Below are 20,368 nucleotides of genomic sequence, written 5' to 3' on the forward strand. Positions count from 1 at the left end.
AGCGACCCGTGTCGCGCCTCGGTGACGGCTAGCGTTGTCCCATGGCCCTGCTGACCATCGAGGAGTACGCGGCGCTCGACGGCACCGGTTTCACGGAGCTGGTGGAGGGCCGCGTGGTGCCTTCGCCCGGCTCCGGCCGCCGTCACGACTTGGCGGTCTGCCTGCTGGCGGGCGCGCTCGAGCGGCAGCTGCCGCTCGGACTGGCGTTCGTCGTGGCCAGTGACCTGGATCTGGGGTTGTCTCCGGACGGCGGGCCCGGCTTCGCCCGCCGTCCGGACCTGCTGGTGATCGACCGGGCGGCGGTCGGCCGCGACGATCGGCTGTTCCGTGCGGAGGACGTGGTCCTGGTGGCCGAGGTGGTGGCACCGGGGTCCCGGCGGACGGATTACCGGGTGAAGCGGGACGAGTACGCCGACGCGGGGATTCCGCACTACTGGATCGTGGATCTCGGCGAGCCGGTGTCGCTGGTCGCCTGCCGGGGTGGCGGGTCGGGGTACGTCGACGCGCCGGCGGTCAGCGGGACCTTCACCACCGATGTCCCGTTCCCGGTCAAGATCGACCTCGACACCCTCCTCGACTGATCGGGCAGCACGCCGGAACCGCCCGGTCACCGGCGTGCCGCCCGAAGCTCAGCGGGTCTCCCGGTACCGGCGGTCCTTCGACACGCCCTCGCCCGTCGACTCGTCGAAGTGGTACACCTCGTCGCCGCGGATGAACACGCGCAGGGCTCGGTTCATCACGTCCAGCGGGTCGCCCGACCACAGCACCACGTCGGCGTCCAACCCCGGCGTGAGCGCACCGATCTGCTCGTCCAGCCCCAGCATCGACGCCGGGTTGACGGTCAGCGAACGCAGCGCCGTCGCCGGGTCGAGGCCGTCCTTCACCGCGAGGGCCGCCTGGTAGACCAGGAAGTTGATCGGGATCACCGGGTGGTCCGTCGTGATCGCGATCTTCACCCCCGCCCGCGCCAGGATGCCCGCCGACCGGAGGGTGCGGTTGCGCACCTCCACCTTGGACTTCGTGGTGAACAGCGGCCCCAGGATCACCGGCACCTCGCGCGAAGCCAGCAGGTCCGCGATCAGGTGCCCCTCGGTGCCGTGGTTGATCACCAGCTTGTAGCCGAACTCGTCGGCCAGCCGGATCGCCGTCACGATGTCGTCCGCGCGGTGGACGTGCTGGTCCCAGTACAGCTCGCCCTCGAGGACCTTCGACAGCGTCTCGAGCGTCAGGTCCACCTCGTGCGGCTTGCCTTCGGACTCCGCGTGCGCGCGCTTCGCCTGGTAGTTGCGCGCCTTGGTGAACGCCTCGCGCAGGATCGCCGCGACACCCAGCCGCGTCGAGGGTGTCTGCTTCTTGTCGCCGTACACGCGCTTCGGGTTCTCGCCGAGCGCGCTCTTGACGCTGACGTGCTCCGCGAACGTCATGTCGAGGATGCTGCGGCCCCAGGTCTTGACGCCGATCGTCTGGCCGCCGATCGGGTTGCCGGACCCGGGCTTGATGACGACGCTCGTCACGCCGCCCGCCAGCGCGTCGTCGAAGCCGGACTCGTACGGGTCGATGCCGTCGATCGCGCGGAAGCGGGCGCCGTTCGGGTCGGTCATCTCGTTGGTGTCGTTGCCGGCCCAGCCTTCGCCCTCCTCGTGGACGCCGAGGTGGGCGTGGGCGTCGATGAAGCCGGGCAGCACCCAGGTGCCCGCCGCGTCGACCAGTTCGGCATCCTCCGGGATGTCGACGTCGGCCTCGGTACCGACCGCGACGATCTTGCCGCCGTCGATCAGGACCGTGCCGCCCTCGATGGGTTCACCGTCGATGGGGACGACGTAGCCCCCGACAATTGCCTTCGCCATAGTTCGCCACGCTAACGAACTCACCCGGGGTCGCGCACGCGGGTCTTCTCCAAGTGCACCAGCTCGTGGTTGTTCTCGGGCGTCCGGTGCGTCTCCCGGTACCCGTGCTTGGCGTACAGCCGCAGCGGCACCACGCTGTTCGAGCCGGTGAAGAGCCGGAACAGCGTCACCTCCGGCGGGGCCGCCGACTCGGCGAACCGCAGCAGCGACCCACCCAGCCCGCACCCCTGCCGGTCCGGCGCGACGACCAGGCGGCCGATCACCGCGACCGGCCCGGTCACCGTCAGCCGCACCGAGGCCACCAGGCGACCGGACTCGCGCACGCCCCACGACAGCCCGGCCAGGGCCGCCCGCGTTTCGTCGAGCGTCTCCAGCAACGGCGGCAGGTCGAGGTCGCCGTGTGCCCGGGCCTCGGTGACGTACGCGGCCCGTTGCAGCGTCAGGACTTCGCCCGCGTCGGCGGGACCCAGCCGGATCACCGGACGCGGATGCCCCAGCTGCCCGACCAGGACGCCGACGGCGCCAGCTCGATCAGGTCGGTGCCCGTGTTGAGCGCGTCCGCCGGGCAGGTCATCGGCTCGATCGCCACCGCGCGGCCGCGGCCGACCAGGTCGTCCGGGGTGAACACCTGGGCCCAGTGGAAGTCGGGGCCGGTCCAGACCAGCAGTTCCCGGCCGTCGTGGCTGAGCACGATGTGGTGCGTGCCGTCCGCGGCCGCCGCGAGGCCGCCGAACGCCGTGTCCAGGTTGACGCCGGCCAGCACGCGGCTGGCGCGGAAGTCGTACTCCGTGCCTTCGACGTCCTGCTCCTCGGCGTACGGCATCTGCTCGTCGGGCAAGGACGGCCGGACGCGGCTCGCGGGCAGCGTGAGCGTCAGCTCGTCGGTCGGGACGTCGCCGATCCGGAAGTACGGGTGCGTGCCGACGCCGACGCCGATCGGCTGCTCGCCTTCGTTGCGGATCTCGTGGGTGACGGTCAGCTCGCGCGGCGCGAGCTCGTAGGTCACCGTCGCGCGCAGCGGCACCGGCCAGCCGGGCTGCACCGCGACGTCGACGGCCAGGGTGATCGACGACTCGGCGTGCTCCAGCAGCTCCCACTCGAGGTGGCGGGTCAGGCCGTGGATGGCGTTGCCGCGCGCCTCCTCGGTGATCTCCAGCTGCTTCTTCTCCCCCTGGAACGTCCACTGGCCGCCCTTGGTCCGGTTCGGCCAGGGCAGCAGCACCTGCCCGGCGCCCATCGGCGGCTTCGCGTCTTCGGGGAACTCCTCGACGTACGGCACGCCGCCGACTTCGAACGCGCGCAGCCCGGCACCGATTTCGGTGACGACGGCGCGCGCGTTGCCGCGGGTGATCTCGAACTGCTGACCGGTCGGGTTGCCCATGCGCACGACCTTACCGATCCACGAAGTCACTAGACCGGTCGTCATAGTTTGCGCTACGGTCAGGTCATGGTTCGCCGCACCGACACGCGGCAGCGGATGCTCGACACCGCCGCCGACCTGTTCCAGACCCAGGGCTACCACGCCACCGGCCTCACCCAGCTGACGACGGCGGGCGGCGCGCCCAAGGGGTCGCTCTACTTCCACTTCCCCGGCGGCAAGGAACAGCTCGCCGCCGAGGCCGTCCGGCTTTCCAGCGAGCGCACCGGCGCGCTCTTCGACGCCATCCTCCGCGACGCCCCCGATCCCGCGACCGGGATCGACCGCGCGATCGACGCGCTCGCGGGCGTCCTCACCGAGTCGGACTTCCAGCGTGGCTGTCCACTCGCGACAGTCGCACTGGACGCGGCCGCGGCGAGCGAACCCATCCGGCAGGCCTGCACGGACGGCTACGAGTCCTGGCACGTCGTCCTCGGCGATTACCTGGCCGGGCAAGGGCTTTCCGCCGGCCGGGCCGACGAACTCGCCACCATCGTGCTCGCCGCGATCGAAGGCGGGCTGCTGCTGGCCCGCACCCGCCGCGACCTCGCGCCGCTGCGCGCCGTCGCGACCCACCTGCACGCCACCCTCGAACGGGAGTTGTCCTGATGCGCGTCCACCACCTGAACTGCGGCACCATGCGCCCACTCGGCGGCAAGCTGATCGACGGCAGGCCGGGCCTGTTCCGGCGCGCCACCATGGTCTGCCACTGCCTGCTGCTGGAGACGGACACCGGCCTGGTGCTCGTCGAGACCGGCATGGGCACGCCGGCCGCGGTCGACCGGACCGCCTGGCTGGGCGCGGGTTTCGTCCGCCAGTCCAACCCGGTGCCCGACCCGGCGCAGACGGCGATCGCGCAGGTCCGCGCGCTCGGCTTCGACCCGGCCGACGTCCGCGACATCGTGCTGACCCACCTCGACCTCGACCACGCCGGCGGGCTCATCGACTTCCCGTGGGCGCGCGTGCACGTCTACGCCGAGGAGCTGCGGGCGTTCACCGACCCGCGCGACGACGGCGAGCGCGGCCGGTACCGCCGGATCCAGTTCGCCCATGGTCCACAGTGGACGTCCTATGCGGACACCGGCGAGCCCTGGTTCGGTTTCGACGCGGTCCGCTCGCTCGACGGGCTGCCCGAGGAGATCCTGCTGGTCCCGCTGTCCGGGCACACGCGCGGCCACGCCGGGGTCGCCGTCGACACCGGGCACGGCTGGCTGCTCAACGCGGGTGACTCGTACTTCTTCCACGGTCAGGTCGCCGCGACCCCGCACTGCCCGCCCGGGCTGAAGTGGTTCGAGGGCCACATGGAGACGGTCAAGGGTGCCCGGCTGGACAATCACCGCCGCCTGCGCCAGCTTGTTCAGGAGCACGGCGCGGAGGTCACCGTCTTCGCCGCGCACGACGAGACCGAATTCCTCCGGCTGAGCACCAGGAGCAGCGTATGAAGGTGCACCACCTGAACTGCGGATCGATGCACCCGGTGGGTGGCAAACTGCTCGACGGCGAACCCGGCCTGCTGCGGCGGTCGTCGCTGGTCGCGCACTGCCTGCTGATCGAGACCGGCGACAGCCTGGTGCTGGTCGACACCGGGTTCGGCCGCCAGGGCGTGACGCGACCCGGCGAGTGGCTGGGCCGCCCGTTCCTGGCGCTGGTCGGCGCGAAGCCGGCCGCGGCGGAGACGGCGGTGGCCCAGATCGAGGCACTCGGCCTCGACCCGGCCAACGTCCGGCACATCGTGGCGACCCACCTCGACGTCGACCACGCGGGCGGCCTGGCCGACTTCCCCAACGCGGTGGTCCACGTCCGCGCCGAGGAGCACCGCGCGGCGACGTCCCCGGCGAACGCGGCGGAGAAGAACCGCTACCGCGCGGCCCAGTTCGCGCACCGCCCGCTGTGGAGCACGTACGACGAGACGGGCGAGCCGTGGTTCGGCTTCGAGGCGGTCCGGTCGCTGAAGGGCCTGCCGGAGGAGATCCTCCTGGTCCCGCTGACGGGCCACACCCGGGGCCACACGGGCGTGGCGGTCGACACGGGCAACGGCTGGCTCCTGCACGCCGGAGACGCGTACTTCTTCCACGGCCAGCTGGACCCGGTGGCCCCGCACTGCCCACCGGGCCTGACGGCGTTCCAGAACATCGTCCAGACGCTGAGGGGGCCGAGGCTGGAGAACCTGGCGAGGCTGCACGAGCTGGCGCGGACACACCAGGACGAGGTCACGGTGTTCTCGGCGCACAGCCCGGTCGAGCTGGCGGCACTGCGCCGGTGAATCAGGGAACCGGATGATCTCCGCCCCATCGAACCTCCGGCCGAACGGGAAGTTCGATGGTGGCGCAGATCCGCGGCTCGATCTCTCCGGCGTTGTCCTGCGGCACCAGAACGAAGCCGGCCTCGACCAGGTCGCCTTCGGCGGCAGCTCGTCGGCTGGGCCTGATCAGCCGGCCGCGAGGGCCTGCTTGACCAGCGGCGCCAGCTGCTCCGGCGTCAGCTTCGCCGGGCCCGTGTAGTTGACCAGCACCGGCGTGCCCGCCACCAGCTCGGCCGCGGCGAGGGTCGCCGTCTTCTGCTCGTCGACGTAGTAGACCGCGCCGTCCGGGAAGCCCGGGACGTCCTTCGAGCCCGGCTTCGCCTTCTTGATCGACGCGACCATCTCGGCCGGCTTGCCCTTCTTGCCCTCGTAGCGCGTCACCGCGAGCGCGCCCGCGGCCTTGCCGTCGTGCTGGTACTCGCAGCTGCGTGCCTTGCCGCCGTTGGTCGCGTTGTCCTGGACCGGGCCCGGCACCGCCGTGAGGTTGTCGAGGAACAGCGCCTTGGAGACGGCCTCCGCGGGCAGCAGCTTGCACGGGTCGAGCGACGCCGCGGCGGCGTTCGTGCTCGGGGCCGGCTTGGGCGCGGCGGACGACGAAGGGGCCTTCGACGGCTCGTCTCCGGAGGAGCAGGCAGTCAAGGCGGCGAAAGCGACAAAAGCGACAACAAGGGTACGCATGTCCGCACCCTACCTATGCCGTCGGCGCCCGGTATCGCCAGAAGGCCGGGAGCACGAACATCGACGCGCAGACGAGCACGATGACCAGCAGCCCACCGACGCTCGCGGCGGCCGTCGTGCCGAAGGCGGCGGCACCCCAGCCGTGGGTGAGGTCGGCGATCCGCGGCCCGCCGGCGACGACGACCGTGAAGACGCCCTGGAGCCGGCCGCGCATCTCGTCGGTGGTCGCGACCTGCAGGATCGCCATCCGGTAGACGGCGCTGACCATGTCCGCGGCGCCGGCCAGCGCCATGAAGACGACGGCGAGCCACAGGGAGTGCGCGAGCCCGAACGCGGCCACCGCGGCACCCCACGCGCAGATCGCCACGACGACCGCGACGCCCTGGCGGTGGATGCGCGTCAGCCAGCCGGAGAAGAGCCCGATCAGCATCGCCCCGGCGGGCAGGGCGGCGTAGAGCCAGCCGAGGGCCGGGCCACCGCCGGGTGGGTCGCCGAAGGTGCGCTCGGCCATCTCCGGGATCAGCGCGCGCGGCATCCCGAAGACCATGGCGATGATGTCGGCGACGAAGGAGGCGAGCAGGATCTTCTGTCCGGCGAGGTACCGGAAGCCGTCGACGACGTCCCGCACCCCGGCGCGCCGCGAGGGGCCGTTGAGCGGCGGGATGGACGGCAGCCGCCAGACGGCGACGAGCGTGATCGTCAGGGCGATGACGTCGATGAGGTAGAGGGTGGAGAGGCCGAGGACGGGGATCAGCGCCCCGGCGAGCAGCGGCCCGAAGACGGCGCCGAAGGTGGCCATGGTCGAGCTGAGCGCGTTTGCGGCGGGCAGCAGCTCGGGCGGCACGAGCCGGGCGACGACGGCACCGCGCGTCGGCATGTTGATCGCGAAGAGCGCCTGGTTGACGGCGAGCAGGCCGAGCACGAGCCAGACGGAGCCGAAGTTGGCAAAGGCCTGCAGCCAGAGCAGCGCGGAGGTGACGGCGACGAGGACGTTGGTGACGACGAGCAGCTTCCGCCGGTCGACGGCATCGGCGACGGCGCCGCCCCAGAGCCCGAAGACGAGCAGCGGAACGAGGGCGACGAGCCCGGTGAGGCCGACCCAGGCGGAGGACCCGGTGAGGTCGAAGACCTGCTTGGGCACGGCGACGGCGGTGAGCTGGGTGCCGACGGAGGTGACCACAGTGGACAGCCACAGCCGCCGGAAGGCCGGGATCTTCAGCGGCCGGGTGTCCACGATGATGCGGCCGAGGAGCTTGCGTACACCCGAGCGGGGCGGCATCGTCCCCGGTTCACCAGTCACGACAGATCAGCTTAGCCGGGCTAAGTATCTCCGGTCGCGTGATTTTCCTCGCCCCGGTGAGTGGTTCCCGGTGTTGCGCGAGACGCAACACCGGGACCGGGAAACTCAGGGAGCCACGCGCTCGATGTGCCACCCGTCGTCGTTCCGCACGTACCGCAGCCGGTCGTGCATCCGGTCCTCGCGGCCCTGCCAGAACTCCACCAGGTCCGGCCGGATGCGCCAGCCGCCCCAGTGCGGGGGTGCCGGGATCCTCTCCACGTCCGCGAAACGCCTCTCGATGCCGTGCAACGCGTTGTCCAGCGCGCGCCGGCCGTCGACCACCCGGGACTGCGGGGATGCCCACGCGCCCAGCTGGGAACCGCGCGGGCGCTGGGCCCAGTACTCCGCCGTCTCCTTGACGCCGACCTTCTCGACCTCGCCGCGGACGTGGACCTGGCGGTGCAGCGGGTACCAGGGGAACGTCACCGACGCGTACCGCGTCGCCGTCAGGTCGTGGCTCTTCGACGACGTGTAGTTCGTGTAGAACACCACGCCGCGCTCGTCGAGGCCCTTGCACAGCACCGTCCGGGACGACGGGCGGCCTTCGGCGTCGGCCGTCGCGAGGACCATGGCGTTCGGCTCCGCGATGCCCGCCGCGACCGCCTGGTTCAGCCAGCCCTGCAGCTGATCGGTCCAGGTGGCGGCGAGCGCGGTTTCGTCGAACGCCGCGCCGTCGTAGGCCACGCGCATTCCGGGAAGGCGTACTACTGCGTCTTCCACCTGGTCCTCGATCTCCGGCATCATCGCCAAACCTCCACGCCCGGCCGGGGGCATCAGTCGACTTCGGCTCTAGGCACGTTAAGGGTTCGCGACCGGCAGCGGAACCCACCTAACGGTGACACCCGACACCCATTCCCCGCCATCCAGCCGTAACCGCAGGACAACAAGCCGTAACCGCCGCGTTACCCGCCGGACCAGGATCGATACAGGACCCGCCTACCTTCGGCCCGTTCCCCACCACCCCCGGAGGCAGGCATGACCGAGACCCTGTCCAGCGCAGAAAAGAGCATCCCGCCGAAACGCCGATACGCCCCGCTCGCGGCGAACGAAAACCGCGAGGACTACTCCCTCCGCTTCGCCGCACATTCGTTCCGGAAATGGTCCCCCTTCGTGGTCGCGACGACGGCGCTGGGCGGCATCGCCTACCTCGCCGACTTCGCGATCGGCGCCAGCATCGTCCTCTCCTACGGCTTCACCTCCGGCGTCCTGGCGATCCTCGCCGCGGCCGTCGTCATCTTCGTGACCGGCGTGCCCATCGCGGCCGCCTGCGCGAAGTCCGGAGTGGACATGGACCTGCTGACCCGCGGAGCCGGCTTCGGCTACTTCGGGTCGACGCTGACGTCGCTCGTCTACGCCAGCTTCACCGTCATCTTCTTCTCGCTCGAAGGCTCGATCATGGGCCAGGCCTTCGAGCTCGCCCTCGGCATCCCGCTGCCGATCGGCTACCTGCTCGCGACGCTCATCGTGCTCCCCTTCGCGCTCTACGGCATGGGCGCGGTCGCGAAGATGCAGACCTGGACGCAGCCGCTGTGGATCGCCGGCCTGGTGCTGCCCTTCGTCGTCGTGCTGGTCCGGGAGCCCGGGAAGTTCGCGGAATTCACCCACTTCGGGGGTACGGAAGGGGCCGGCGCCGGGTTCTCCGCCATCGGGTTCGGCTTCGGCATGGGTGTCGCGCTGTCGCTGATCGGGCAGATCGGCGAGCAGGCCGACTACCTGCGGTTCATGCCGGAGAAGACGGCGGAGAACAAGCGGTCGTGGTGGGCCGCCGTCCTCGCCGCCGGCCCCGGCTGGGTGATCCTGGGCGCCGCGAAGCAGATCGGTGGCGCGCTGCTGGCGTTCCTCGCCCTCGGCGTCGTCGGGAAGTCGCACGCGCTCGAGCCGATCGCGCCCTACCTCGAGGCGGTCAAACCCGCGCTCGGGCCGGTCGCGCTGACGTTCGCCGCGCTGTTCGTCGTCGTCTCGCAGATCAAGATCAACACGACGAACGCCTACTCCGGCTCGCTGTCGTTCGCGAACTTCTTCTCCCGCGTGCTGCACAAGCACCCCGGCCGGGTCTGGTACGTGCTGGTCAACTGCGGGATCGCGCTCGCGCTGATGGAGTTCGGGGCGTTCGGCTTCCTGAACAAGATCCTCGGCTTCTACTCGAACGTGGCCATCGCGTGGATCGGCGCGGTCTGCGCCGACCTGGTGATCGCCAAGCCGCTGGGCCTGTCCCCGCGCTACATCGAGTTCAAGCGGGCCTACCTGCACAAGATCAACCCGGTCGGGTTCGGCTCGATGATGGTCGCGTCGGCGGTGTCGATCGCGGCGTACTTCGGCGCGTTCGGGCAGTTCCTGGCCGCGTTCAGCCCGCTGCTCGCGCTGGTCATCGCGGTCGTGCTGGTGCCGGTGCTGGCCCTCGCCACGAAGGGCAAGTACTACCTGGCGCGGGAGAACACCGTCGCCGGGCCGGAGTCCGAGGTCGACCTGCTGGCGACGTACACCTGCTCGGTCTGCGGTGACCCGTACGAACTGCCCGACGTCGCCGACTGCGCGAAGCAGAACGGCCCGATCTGCTCGCTGTGCTGCACGCTCGACAACACCTGTCACGACATGTGCCAGGACTCCGGCCCGGTCGCACTCGGCCTGCCGACGGTCCGCACCACGTGATGTCCGTGAGGGCCCTTTCCCGCCAGTCCGCTGCCGGGAAAGGGCCCTCACGTGAGCCGGCGTCCCCCCGGTTCCCCCTCCCGGCTCTACTGTTCCACGCCGGAGGCCGCACCCGGGTTGCCCGGGATTCCCAAGATCTTTCCCGGCCGCATGATGGCCGCCAGCATCAGCGCGCGCAGCTCGGCGCCGACGTCCTCCACCGGTAGCGGCGGCTCGTGCGCCTGCCACTCGCGCAACAGCCCGGTGGCCGCGCCGACCAGTGCGATCGCCGTCAGCCGGTAGTCGCGGTCGGGTGCGACACCGTGCGCGGCCGCGCGCCGCGCCTCCGTCTCGATGAAGGTCGCCCAGCGGTCGACCCACACCTGGTGCTGCTCCTCCAGCTCCGCGCTGACGCCGACGGCTTCGACGTAGTTGAGCCGCGGCAGCCGCGGGTCGACGGTGACCGTGTCGATGAAGACGTCGAGCAGCGTGGCGATGCGGGTCATCGCGTCGGCCTCGGCGACCTTGTCGAGCGCGGCGGTGACGTGCTCCAGCGCGAGGCTGTTGATCCGGTCGTGGAGGGTGCGCAGCACGTGCTCCTTGCCGCTGAACTCCTCGTAGAAGTTCCGCGTCGAGACGCCGGCGCGGGCGCACACCTCCGTGATCTTCGTCTGCCGGAAGCCGGTGGTGGTGAACAGCTCGAGACCGGCCGTGAGCAGCCGCTCGCGGCGGTCGGCGCGACGTTGTTCGGGTGCGACGCCGCCGTACGTGCGAGCCAACGGTTGTGTCCTCCTTCTGAGGGATTGCCGGATCCTACCGGGCTGGTTAAGTTGTGAAAATCTCGATTACCACAGTGTGCCGATCAAAACGAACAGCCGGAGGCAATGATGCTTCGTCGGTTAGTGGTCGCCGTCGCGCTCCTTTTCGTGACAGCCGCCCCCTCCGCGCACGCGGATCCGGGTGTCCTCCTGGAACAGCGGCCGACGACGGTGTTCGTCGGCCCGTTCCCCGCCCCCGTCAAGGCCTGGCACCTGCTGTACCGCTCGACGTCGGCGACCGGCGAGCCGAACGCCGTCTCCGGCACGCTGCTGGTGCCGCCGACGCCGTGGCTGCGCGGCGGCCCGCGGCCGCTGGTCACGTACGCGGTCGGCACGCACGGCCTCGGCGACCAGTGCGCACCCTCGAACCTGCTGGCCCACGGCATCGAGAACGAAAGCGCGCTGCTGGCGCAGGCGCTGACGCAGGGCTGGGCGGTCGTCGTCACGGACTACGAAGGGCTCGGCACGCCGGGCACGCACACGTACGCGGTCGGGCAGTCCGAAGGCCGCGCGGTGCTCGACGCGGCGCGCGCCGCCGCGCGGGTGACCGGCGCGGGACTGTCGCCGTCCGGCCCGGTGGGCGTGTTCGGCTACTCGCAGGGCGGCCAGGCCGCGGCGTGGGCCGCCGAGCCGCGAGGCGGTGGCCCGGGTGTCGAAGGCGTGCACGGTGGAACTGGGCGCGGCGGCGCCGTTCGCGCACCTGCAGGACTTCGTGACGGTGCCGGACCCGATCCACGACCCGCGCTGGCAGGCCCGGCTGGCGGAGAACCACCTGGGCACGACCGCGCCGAAGCCGCCGGTGTACCTGTACCACGGAACGCTGGACGAGCTGATCCCGTTCAGCGTCGGAACGGCGTTGCGCGACCGCTGGAAGTCGCTCGGCGCCAAGGTGACGTGGCAGGAGTTCCCGCTGCTGGAGCACATCGCCGGGGTGTCGATCGGCGGCCCGGCGGCGATGACCTGGCTGGGCACGAAGTTCTGAGGGTTCCGCTCGCCGGGGAGGACGCAGGGGGTCCTCCCCGGCGAGCGGCACGGATGGGGATGAAGGAGATCGCCCGGAACCGCGTCGCCCGAAACGGTCGGTGGCCACCGGTAGCGTGGAAAACGGGGGCTGCTCAGGTCAGCTGCCGGCCGCGGCCAGGCCCTTCAGGGCCGTGACCGCGTCCGGCGCGAGAGAAGTGGTGAGGGTGCCGCCCGCGGCGAGGGGGCTGCGGGACCACCACTCACCCGACGCCGCCGGCAGCTCCGGGCCACCCACCACGAGATCCGTGGCCAGCACCCGCCGCCCCGCCAGCACCGCCAGGCTCCCGTCCAAGCCCGCATCCCCCACCGAAAGCGTCTGCCGCACCACCGGCACGGAACCCCACGTGACGGACAGCGAAGTCGACAGCGAACCGGGAGTTTCCCCGGCCCGCCCCAGCACCAGCACCTCCCGCGTGTGCAGGTACGCATCCGACGCCACCGAAGCCCGGAACACCGCGTTGTGCCGCGCCCGCGCGGTGACCACGGTCGGTTCCGGCAGGTACTCCAGCGACCCACCCGGCTCCACCACGACGTCCACAGTGGACAACGACGACTCGCCGTGCAGGCCCGGCAAAGCCAGCGTCGCCGCAACGCCGGAGAGCCGCAGCGACGCACCCGGGCCGACGTGGACCGACAGCAGCAGGTCGTCCCCGCCCAGCGGCGAGGTCGCCGAGTTGACCAGGTGCACCACCGCCGTCGAGCCGGACCGCCGGCGCGGGAACAGCGTCAGCGGCGCCATCGAACGCAGCTCGCGCAGCACCGTGCGCGAGCCGTCGAAGCACGCCGTCAGCCGCGCGTGGGCCTTCACAGCAGGGAACGGACCCAGCCCGCGACCGCCGGCGCGTCCGGGGTGTCCACCAGGGACTGGGTGATCACCGGCAGCTCGCCGCGCATCCGGTGCGCGTCCGCGGTCATCACCTCCATGTCCGCGTTGACCAGGTGGGCGATGTCGATCTTGTTGATCACCAGCAGGTCCGCCGTGGTGACACCGGGGCCGCCCTTGCGCGGCACCTTGTCGCCGCCCGCGACGTCGACCACGAAGATCTGACTGTCGGCCAGGCCGCGGCTGAACACCGCGGTCAGGTTGTCGCCGCCGCTCTCGATGATCACCAGGTCGAGACCGGGGAACTTCTCCTCCAGCCGCTCGACTGCGTCGAGGTTCGCCGTGATGTCGTCGCGGATCGCCGTGTGCGGGCACGCTCCCGTTTGGACCGCTTCGATCCGCTCCGGGTCCAGCACGCCGGCGCGACGCAGGAAGTCCGCGTCCTCGGTCGTGTAGATGTCGTTCGTGACGACGGCGAGGTTGATCTCGTCGCCCAGGGCGCGGCACAGCGCCGCGGTCAGCGCCGTCTTGCCGGACCCGACCGGGCCGCCGATGCCGATCCGGTAGGCGCGGCCCGCGGTGGGTGCCGCGTCGTAGTGGTCCGGCTCGCTGGCCGTCGGGTCGAAGCTGACCGGGTGGAAGTGACCGTGACCGTGGCCTTCAGCTGGCAAAGAGACGCACCTCTTCCTGGTGGTGCCGGGCGTGGGCCTCGGCGAACAGATCCAACCCCGGCGAACCGGGTGACGGCAGCGTCGCCGGGTCGTCTCCCGCGACTTCGGCCGCGGCCGAACAGACGGAAGCGAGATCCAGCCGCGCCACGACGGCGTTGACGGCGAAGGGATCCAGCCCCAGCAGCCGCACGGCCGCACTCGCCGGCCCGCTGACCGCCAGGTAGGCGACGGCCATCGCCGCGTCGTACGGCGACCCGCCCGCGACGCCGACCAGAGCACCCAGCACGATCGGGTGGTGGGGCCGCGGGGTCTCGGCCAGCAACGCGTCCAGGACCGGAGACGGCCACGCGATCCGCCCGGCCCGTGCGGTCCCGCGCCCCTGCGCCCGGGACGCTTCCCGCTGCGCGAGCGACGGAGTGCGCGCGTCCAGCTCACTGTCCAAAAGCGACCATTTCCCCCGCGCGACGGCCGCATGCGCGGAGGCCGCGGCGAACACCGCAGCCAGATAGCCCGCCGTCCGCAACCGTCCGGAAAGGAATCCCGGGAGATCGCGCACGGAAGTCACCAGCTTCCGCGAGACGACCTCCTCCAACCCGCCACTGTGGACGTGCCCGCCGCCGGGGAAGCGGGAGTCCGCGAGGATCAGTGCCGAAAGGTCCATCAGAACAGGAAGTATCGCTGGGTCATCGGCAGTTCGGCCACCGGCTGCGGTTCGATCAGCTCGCCGTCGACGTGCACCGCGAAGCTGTCGGGCTCGACGCGCACGTCCGGTGTGGTGTCGTTGAGCACCATGTCCGCCTTGGTCCGCGCGCGCATGTTCGACACCGCGACCAGCGGCCGGGTGATGCCGAACTGCTCGCGCAGCCCACTGTCCAAAGCGGACGGCGCGACGAAGTGCAGGCTCAGCGCCGCCCCGATGTTCGCCCCGAACATCGGCCGTGCCATGACCGGCTGCGGCGTCGGGATGGACGCGTTCGCGTCGCCCATCGCCGCCCACGCCGGGAAGCCGCCCTTCAGCACCACGTGCGGGCGGACACCGAAGAACTTCGGCTCCCACAGCACCAGGTCGGCGAGCTTGCCGACCTCGACCGAGCCGATCTCGGTCTCCATGCCGTGCGCGATGGCCGGGTTGATCGTGTACTTGGCGACATAGCGGCGGGCACGCAGGTTGTCGGCCGCGCCGTCGCCCGGCAGCGCGCCGCGGCGGCGTTTCATCACGTGCGCCGTCTGCCACGTCCGGATGATCACCTCGCCGATCCGGCCCATCGCCTGCGAGTCCGAGCTCATCATCGAGATCGCGCCCATGTCGTGCAGCACGTCTTCGGCGGCGATCGTGGTCGGCCGGATCCGGCTCTCGGCGAAGGCGAGGTCCTCGGGCACCGACGGGTTGAGGTGGTGGCAGACCACCAGCATGTCGAGGTGCTCGTCGAGCGTGTTCACCGTGTGCGGCCGCGTCGGGTTGGTCGACGACGGCAAAACGTTCGGCAGCGAGACGACCTGGATGATGTCCGGCGCGTGGCCGCCACCGGCGCCTTCGGTGTGGTAGGCGTTGATCGAACGGCCACCGATGGCGTCCACAGTGGATTCGAGGAACCCGGCTTCGTTCAGTGTGTCCGTGTGGATGGCCACCTGGACACCGGCTTCGTCGGCGACGGTCAGGCACGCGTCGATCGCGGCCGGGGTGGTGCCCCAGTCCTCGTGCAGCTTGAACCCGCCCGCACCCGCGGCCAGTTGTTCGCGCAGCGCCTCGTGCCGGACCGTGTTCCCCTTGCCCAGCAGCAGCACGTTGATCGGGTAACCGTCCATGGCGGCCAGCATCCGGCCCAGGTTCCACGCGCCGGGCGTGACGGTGGTGGCCTTCGTCCCCTCATTGGGCCCGGTGCCACCACCGACCAAAGTGGTCAGTCCGGCGGCCAAGGCCGTGTCGACGAGCTGCGGGCAGATGAAGTGGACGTGGCAGTCGATGCCGCCGGCGGTGAGGATCTTGCCGTTGCCGGACAGCACCTCCGTCGACGGACCGATCACCAGGGCGGGGTCGACACCGTCCATCGTGTCCGGGTTGCCCGCCTTGCCGATGCCGACGATCCGGCCGTCGCGCACGCCGACGTCGGCCTTGACGATGCCCCAGTGGTCGAGGATCACCGCGCCGGTGATGATCAGGTCCGGCGTGCCCTCCGCCCGGGTCGCCGTGGCCTGGCCCATGGACTCGCGGATGACCTTGCCGCCGCCGAAGAGCACCTCGTCGCCGGCGCCGCCGGGGCCCATCGAGCGGTCCTCGGTGACCTCGATCAGCAGGTCGGTGTCGGCGAGCCGGATCCGGTCGCCGGTGGTCGGGCCGAACAGCTCGGCGTAGCGCTCACGGTCGATCTGCGGCACTCAAAACTCCCCTGCGAACTCGGATCGGAGTCCGGGCACCCGGCGGGCGCCGGCCAGCGGCACCAGGTCGACCTCGCGTTCGACACCCGGCTCGAACCGCACCGACGTGCCCGCCGGGACGTCGAGCCGGTGGCCGCGGGCGGCGTCCCGGTCGAACTCGAGGCCGGGGTTCACGGCCGCGAAGTGGTAGTGCGAGCCGACCTGCACCGGCCGGTCGCCGAGGTTCCGCACCACGAGCCGGACGCGCGGGCGGCCGGGGTTCAGCTCGACCGGCTCGTCGCCGGGGATGATCTCGCCAGGGCGCATACCGCTCCTCACACGATCGGGTCATGCACGGTGACGAGCTTCGTGCCGTCCGGGAAAGTGGCTTCGACCTGCACCGAGTCGACCATCTCCGGCACCCCGTCGAGCACCTGTGCCCGGGAGAGCACCGTCCGGCCGCTGGCCACCAGCTCGCTGACCGTGCGGCCGTCGCGGGCGCCTTCGAGGACGTGGTCGGTGATCAGCGCGACCGCCTCCGGGTAGTTGAGCCGGACACCGCGGTCCAGCCGCTTCCGCGCGACGTCGGCCGCCACGTGGATGAGCAGCTTGTCGCGCTCCTGCGGGCTGAGGTGCATGCGCTAGGTCTATCACCCGAAACCGCGGAGCGCCTGGTTCGGAAACACAGGATTTACCTGGGCTTCGTCACACTGAGTGGTGAAAATTCTCCTGCCTGGGCCGACGTGTGACTGAATCGTTCTCGTAATCGTGACCGAAACCACCGCTTCTTTCGATTGCCAGTGGCCGGTCAAGAGAGCAAGGTCTATCCATCCGTGCGATGTGGCGCGCGTTCAGTGCGCTTGTCCCAACCGCGCGACCAGCACCAACCAGCCGGGGAAAAAGCGCACCGAAAGGTTCCGCGAAACAGTGACTACCTCCACGATCAGCAAGCCTCAGCCGTCCGGCCAACCCGACGACGGCTTCCGACCGGGTCTGGAAGGCGTCGTCGCCTTCCACACCGAAATCGCCGAACCCGACCGGGACGGCGGTGCCCTGCGCTACCGCGGCGTCGACATCGAGGACCTCGCCGGCAAGGTGACCTTCGGCGACGTCTGGGGCCTCCTCGTGGACGGCCGGTTCGGTCACGGCCTCCCGCCCGCCGAGCCGTTCCCGCTGCCGGTGCACACCGGTGACGTCCGGGTGGACGTCCAGGCCGCGCTGGCCATGCTCGCCCCGATCTGGGGCTACCGCCCGCTGCTCGACATCACCGACGAAGAGGCCCGCGAGCAGCTGGCCCGCGCCTCGGTGATGGCGCTGTCCTACGTGGCCCAGTCCGCGCGCGGCATCGGCCAGCCCGCGGTACCGCAGACCCGCGTCGACGAGGCCCACTCGATCACCGAGCGGTTCCTGATCCGCTGGCGCGGCGAGCCGGACCCGGCGCACGTCAAGGCCCTGGACGCCTACTGGGTGTCGGCCGCCGAGCACGGCCTCAACGCCTCGACCTTCACCGCCCGCGTCATCGCCTCCACCGGCGCGGACGTCGCGGCCGCCATGTCCGGCGCCATCGGCGCGATGTCGGGCCCGCTGCACGGCGGCGCCCCGGCGCGCGTGCTGCCGATGATCGAAGAGGTCGAGCGCACCGGCGACCCGGCGGGCCTGGTCAAGGGCATCCTGGACCGCAAGGAACGGCTGATGGGCTTCGGCCACCGCGTCTACCGGGCCGAGGACCCGCGGGCGCGCGTGCTGCGCCGCACCTGCCAGGAGCTCGGCGCGACCCGCTACGAGGCGGCCGCCGCGCTGGAGCAGGCCGCGCTGAAGGAGCTGCGCGAGCGGCGCCCGGATCACCCGATCGAGACCAACGTCGAGTTCTGGGCCGCGGTCATCCTGGACTTCGCGCAGGTCCCGCCGCACATGATGCCCGCGATGTTCAGCTCGGCCCGCACCGCCGGCTGGGCCGCGCACATCCTGGAGCAGAAGCGCACCGGACGTCTCGTGCGGCCGTCGGCCAAGTACGTCGGCCCGGCGCCGCGCAGCCCCGAGGACGTCGAGGGCTGGGAGCTCGTCACCAAGCACTGACGCTTTCTCACCTGCCGGCCGGTGCCTCCGCGGCGCCGGCCGGTTCGTGTTCCGCGGTGGCGCCGAGCATGGCCGTGAGCTGGTCGACGAGCCACGTGTCCAGTGACTCGCGCGGGACCGTGCGTTCCTGCAGCCAGCTCAGCAGCGCACCTTCGACGACCGCCGTCCAGCAGCGGAGGGTCAGCGACAGCAGCGGTGAGGGATCGGTGACGCCGAGGGCGTCCAGGATCAGGGCCACCGCACGGTTGCGGACCTCGTCGATGGCCGCGTCCGTCTCCGAGGTCGCGATCACCGAACCGGTGCGCAGCAGGGCGATGTACCCCGCGCGGTAGTGGTCGGCGACGTCGATCAGGCCGCGGACGGCCGCGCGCAGCCGCACCTCCGGCGGGCCCTCCTCGAGCCCGGCCAGTCCGTCGATCAGCCCGTCGGTGACCGTGCGCAGCGCCTGCACCTGCAGCTCGCGCAGGTTGGCGAAGTACCGGTAGAACAGCGGCCGCGACACCTCGGCGCGGGCGACGATGTCGTCCACGGTGACCAGCTCCGGCGCCCGGGAGCCGAACAGGTCGAGCGCGGCGCGGATCAGGTCGTCGCGGCGGGCCTGCGGCGACATCCGCCGCGGCCGGCTCACGGCGTCAGGTCCAGCTTCGCGGCCGTGCGCAGCAGGCCGGGCGTCAGTCGCGAAAGGACCAGCGCGGCCTTCGCCTCCGGGGTGGACGGCGCGATCGCGATGTCCTTTTCCACGGCGCGCAGGATGTCCCGCGCGACCCCCTCGGGGCCGAACCCGCGTCGCGCGTAGAGCTTCGAACTCGACAGCTGCCGCCTTCGCTGTTCCTCTTCGGACACCCCGACGAACGTCGTCGTGTTCGTGATGTTGGTCTTGACGATCCCCGGGCAGACCGCGGTGACGCCGATGTGGTGCGCGGCCAGCTCGGCCCGCAGGCAGACGCTCAGCGTCAGCACGGCGGACTTCGTCGTGGCGTAGGCGGAAAGGATCTTCGACGGCAGGTACGCGGCCGCCGAGGCGAGGTTGACGATCTGGCCGCCTTCGGCGCGCTCGGCGAGCATCGGCGCGAACGCGCGGCAGCCGTGGATCACGCCCCAGAGGTTGACGTCGATGACGCGTTCCCAGTCCGCGGCCGAGGTGTCGAGGAACGGGCCGGACATCCCGATGCCCGCGTTGTTGACCACGATGTCCGGGACGCCGTGGTTCTCCCGCACGTCCTGGGCGAAGCGGTGCACGGCGCCGCCGTCCGAAGAGTCCACTGTGTACGCACCGAGGCCGTGGTCGCCCAGGAGCTTCGAGGTCTCGGTGGCCGCGGCGGCGTCGACGTCGGTGATGACGACGTCGGCACCCCCGGCGGCGAAGGCGAGCGCGGTCGCCCGGCCGATGCCGCTGCCCGCTCCGGTGACCACGACGAGCTTGTGCGCGAACGGCCCGGCGTCGGGGCGGGCCCGGCGCAACGCCCGGCTTTCGGTGCCGGTCTCGGCGTATTCGATCAGCTCGGCGGCCGCGGCGGCGACCACCTCCGGCCGCGCCCTGGTCACCCAGTGCGTCCCGACGATTCGCCGGATCCGCAGGTCGGGCACCCAGCGGGCGACCTCGGTCTGCAGCGGCGGGGTGACGTAGGCGTCGCCGGTCGGGGCCAGCACCTGCACCGGGACGTCGGCGGGCCGGGGCGCGGGCCGCGAAAGCCGGGTGAACATGTTGGCCCGGTAGAGCTGGAGACCGTGCAGGCCGTCGGACTTCTCCGGCGGTGCCGCGTCCGGCTCCATGCGCTGGATCTGCTTGCCCAGCAAGCCGGTGCGCCAGAGCAGGTCCGGGATGAGCGGAATCTGGAACGCCAGGATGTACCACGAGTGCAGGAACTGGCTCAGCGCGTTCTTGAGCCGCTTCGGCGTCGGACGCCGCAACTGGGCGCGGAACCACGCGCCGGCGTGGTCGAGGCTCGGGCCGGAGATCGACGTGTAGGAGGCGATCCGCCCGCGCAGCCCGTCCCCGGTGACGGCGTGCCAGGTCTGGATCGAACCCCAGTCGTGGGCGACCAGGTGCACCTTGCCGGTGGGCTGCACCGCCTCGACGACCGCGCGGAGGTCGTCGGCCAGCTGGTCCAACCGGTAGGACGCGCGTCCTGACGGCTTGTCCGACTGTCCGGCCCCGCGGACGTCGTAGGTGACGACGCGGTGTTTCGCGGCCAGCCCGGCGGCCACCCCGCCCCACATCGAGCTGTTGTCCGGGTAGCCGTGCACGAGCACGACCGTGGGCCCGTCACTCCGGCCGTCGACGGTCACGGAGAGGCGGACACCGTCGCTGGCGGTCACCCACTTGTGAGACATTCCGTCATGTTAGACAACTTGTCAACAGCGGGTTCACCCACGCGGCGGTTCCCCGGG

The 20,368-nt window shown here is 71.2% G+C and carries 21 protein-coding genes and 1 pseudogene; 7 read left to right on the forward strand and 15 right to left on the reverse strand.

What is annotated here, in order from left to right; translation table 11 throughout:
* Window positions 1–41: 41 nt before the first annotated feature.
* Window positions 42–581, forward strand: a complete 540-nt coding sequence (locus tag ABZX11_RS08350) for a Uma2 family endonuclease (protein ID WP_354911044.1) — start codon at window positions 42–44, stop codon at window positions 579–581.
* A 48-nt stretch (window positions 582–629) separates the two neighbouring features.
* Here ABZX11_RS08350 and ABZX11_RS08355 read toward each other — a convergent pair whose 3' ends face one another.
* The 3 genes from ABZX11_RS08355 to ABZX11_RS08365 are packed head-to-tail and all read right to left on the reverse strand — an operon-like array spanning window position 630 to window position 3,228.
* The gene (locus tag ABZX11_RS08355; protein WP_176174630.1) at window positions 630–1,847 is read right to left on the reverse strand and encodes an amidohydrolase; all 1,218 of its coding nucleotides are present in this window, start codon (window positions 1,845–1,847) and stop codon (window positions 630–632) included.
* A gap of 20 nt (window positions 1,848–1,867) precedes the next feature.
* Window positions 1,868–2,356, reverse strand: a complete 489-nt coding sequence (locus ABZX11_RS08360) for a GNAT family N-acetyltransferase (protein ID WP_176178123.1) — start codon at window positions 2,354–2,356, stop codon at window positions 1,868–1,870.
* Complete coding sequence (locus ABZX11_RS08365; protein ID WP_354911046.1) at window positions 2,323–3,228, reverse strand: aldose 1-epimerase family protein; 906 nt, start codon at window positions 3,226–3,228, stop codon at window positions 2,323–2,325. Before ABZX11_RS08365 ends, ABZX11_RS08360 begins: the two co-directional genes overlap by 34 nt.
* 66 nt (window positions 3,229–3,294) lie before the next feature.
* Between ABZX11_RS08365 and ABZX11_RS08370 the strand changes: the two genes are divergently transcribed.
* The 3 genes from ABZX11_RS08370 to ABZX11_RS08380 are packed head-to-tail and all read left to right on the forward strand — an operon-like array spanning window position 3,295 to window position 5,527.
* On the forward strand, window positions 3,295–3,873 hold the full coding sequence (locus ABZX11_RS08370) for a TetR/AcrR family transcriptional regulator (RefSeq protein WP_354911049.1): 579 nt from the start codon (window positions 3,295–3,297) through the stop codon (window positions 3,871–3,873).
* Window positions 3,873–4,706, forward strand: a complete 834-nt coding sequence (locus tag ABZX11_RS08375; protein WP_354911052.1) for an MBL fold metallo-hydrolase — start codon at window positions 3,873–3,875, stop codon at window positions 4,704–4,706. Before ABZX11_RS08370 ends, ABZX11_RS08375 begins: the two co-directional genes overlap by 1 nt.
* Window positions 4,703–5,527: an MBL fold metallo-hydrolase gene (locus ABZX11_RS08380; protein WP_354911055.1), complete on the forward strand. Its 825-nt coding sequence runs from the start codon at window positions 4,703–4,705 to the stop codon at window positions 5,525–5,527. Before ABZX11_RS08375 ends, ABZX11_RS08380 begins: the two co-directional genes overlap by 4 nt.
* Before the next feature lie 165 nt (window positions 5,528–5,692).
* On the opposite strand, the gene ABZX11_RS08385 is transcribed toward ABZX11_RS08380, so the two are convergent.
* The 3 genes from ABZX11_RS08385 to pdxH form a co-directional block, all read right to left on the reverse strand.
* Window positions 5,693–6,244: a DUF3558 family protein gene (locus tag ABZX11_RS08385; protein WP_354911057.1), complete on the reverse strand. Its 552-nt coding sequence runs from the start codon at window positions 6,242–6,244 to the stop codon at window positions 5,693–5,695.
* 13 nt (window positions 6,245–6,257) lie between these two features.
* Window positions 6,258–7,523, reverse strand: coding sequence for an MFS transporter (locus tag ABZX11_RS08390; protein WP_176178122.1), 1,266 nt, complete (start codon window positions 7,521–7,523; stop codon window positions 6,258–6,260).
* Between the two features lie 126 nt (window positions 7,524–7,649).
* Window positions 7,650–8,327: a pyridoxamine 5'-phosphate oxidase gene (gene pdxH, locus ABZX11_RS08395; protein WP_176174624.1), complete on the reverse strand. Its 678-nt coding sequence runs from the start codon at window positions 8,325–8,327 to the stop codon at window positions 7,650–7,652.
* Window positions 8,328–8,558: 231 nt separating this feature from the next.
* On the opposite strand from pdxH, the gene ABZX11_RS08400 reads away from it, so the two are divergent.
* Window positions 8,559–10,232 (forward strand): hypothetical protein, encoded by a 1,674-nt coding sequence (locus ABZX11_RS08400; protein WP_354911061.1) that lies wholly within the window; start codon window positions 8,559–8,561, stop codon window positions 10,230–10,232.
* Between the two features lie 86 nt (window positions 10,233–10,318).
* On the opposite strand, the gene ABZX11_RS08405 is transcribed toward ABZX11_RS08400, so the two are convergent.
* Window positions 10,319–10,990, reverse strand: a complete 672-nt coding sequence (locus ABZX11_RS08405) for a TetR/AcrR family transcriptional regulator (protein WP_354911063.1) — start codon at window positions 10,988–10,990, stop codon at window positions 10,319–10,321.
* A gap of 108 nt (window positions 10,991–11,098) precedes the next feature.
* Here ABZX11_RS08405 and ABZX11_RS08410 point away from each other — a divergent pair.
* A pseudogene (locus ABZX11_RS08410) lies at window positions 11,099–12,011 on the forward strand (lipase family protein).
* A gap of 138 nt (window positions 12,012–12,149) precedes the next feature.
* Here ABZX11_RS08410 and ABZX11_RS08415 read toward each other — a convergent pair.
* Genes ABZX11_RS08415 through ABZX11_RS08440 form a run of 6 tightly spaced genes read right to left on the reverse strand, consistent with a single transcriptional unit; the run spans window position 12,150 to window position 16,539 of the window.
* Window positions 12,150–12,860 carry an urease accessory protein UreD gene (locus ABZX11_RS08415; protein ID WP_354911066.1) on the reverse strand — a complete coding sequence of 237 codons (711 nt, stop codon included), beginning with the start codon at window positions 12,858–12,860 and terminating at the stop codon, window positions 12,150–12,152.
* Window positions 12,857–13,546 carry an urease accessory protein UreG gene (gene ureG / locus ABZX11_RS08420; protein WP_354911069.1) on the reverse strand — a complete coding sequence of 230 codons (690 nt, stop codon included), beginning with the start codon at window positions 13,544–13,546 and terminating at the stop codon, window positions 12,857–12,859. Before ureG ends, ABZX11_RS08415 begins: the two co-directional genes overlap by 4 nt.
* The gene (locus ABZX11_RS08425) at window positions 13,536–14,207 is read right to left on the reverse strand and encodes an urease accessory UreF family protein (protein WP_354911072.1); all 672 of its coding nucleotides are present in this window, start codon (window positions 14,205–14,207) and stop codon (window positions 13,536–13,538) included. The genes ureG and ABZX11_RS08425 overlap by 11 nt, the downstream gene beginning before the upstream one ends.
* Window positions 14,207–15,922, reverse strand: a complete 1,716-nt coding sequence (locus ABZX11_RS08430) for an urease subunit alpha (protein WP_354911074.1) — start codon at window positions 15,920–15,922, stop codon at window positions 14,207–14,209. Before ABZX11_RS08430 ends, ABZX11_RS08425 begins: the two co-directional genes overlap by 1 nt.
* Complete coding sequence (locus ABZX11_RS08435) at window positions 15,923–16,228, reverse strand: urease subunit beta (protein WP_354911076.1); 306 nt, start codon at window positions 16,226–16,228, stop codon at window positions 15,923–15,925. It lies immediately after the preceding gene.
* An 8-nt stretch (window positions 16,229–16,236) separates the two neighbouring features.
* On the reverse strand, window positions 16,237–16,539 hold the full coding sequence (locus ABZX11_RS08440; RefSeq protein ID WP_020641633.1) for an urease subunit gamma: 303 nt from the start codon (window positions 16,537–16,539) through the stop codon (window positions 16,237–16,239).
* Window positions 16,540–16,828: 289 nt separating this feature from the next.
* On the opposite strand from ABZX11_RS08440, the gene ABZX11_RS08445 reads away from it, so the two are divergent.
* Complete coding sequence (locus ABZX11_RS08445; RefSeq protein ID WP_176174616.1) at window positions 16,829–17,977, forward strand: citrate synthase 2; 1,149 nt, start codon at window positions 16,829–16,831, stop codon at window positions 17,975–17,977.
* Window positions 17,978–17,984: 7 nt separating this feature from the next.
* Here ABZX11_RS08445 and ABZX11_RS08450 read toward each other — a convergent pair whose 3' ends face one another.
* Together ABZX11_RS08450 and ABZX11_RS08455 are read right to left on the reverse strand one after the other, a co-directional pair.
* Entirely contained in the window at window positions 17,985–18,587 is a 603-nt protein-coding gene (locus ABZX11_RS08450; protein WP_176178121.1) for a TetR/AcrR family transcriptional regulator, read from the reverse strand.
* 14 nt (window positions 18,588–18,601) lie between these two features.
* Window positions 18,602–20,296 (reverse strand): SDR family oxidoreductase, encoded by a 1,695-nt coding sequence (locus tag ABZX11_RS08455; RefSeq protein ID WP_354911488.1) that lies wholly within the window; start codon window positions 20,294–20,296, stop codon window positions 18,602–18,604.
* Between the last annotated feature and the right edge of the window lie 72 nt (window positions 20,297–20,368).

This window comes from Amycolatopsis sp. NPDC004169 (assembly GCF_040610315.1).
Lineage (GTDB): Bacteria > Actinomycetota > Actinomycetes > Mycobacteriales > Pseudonocardiaceae > Amycolatopsis.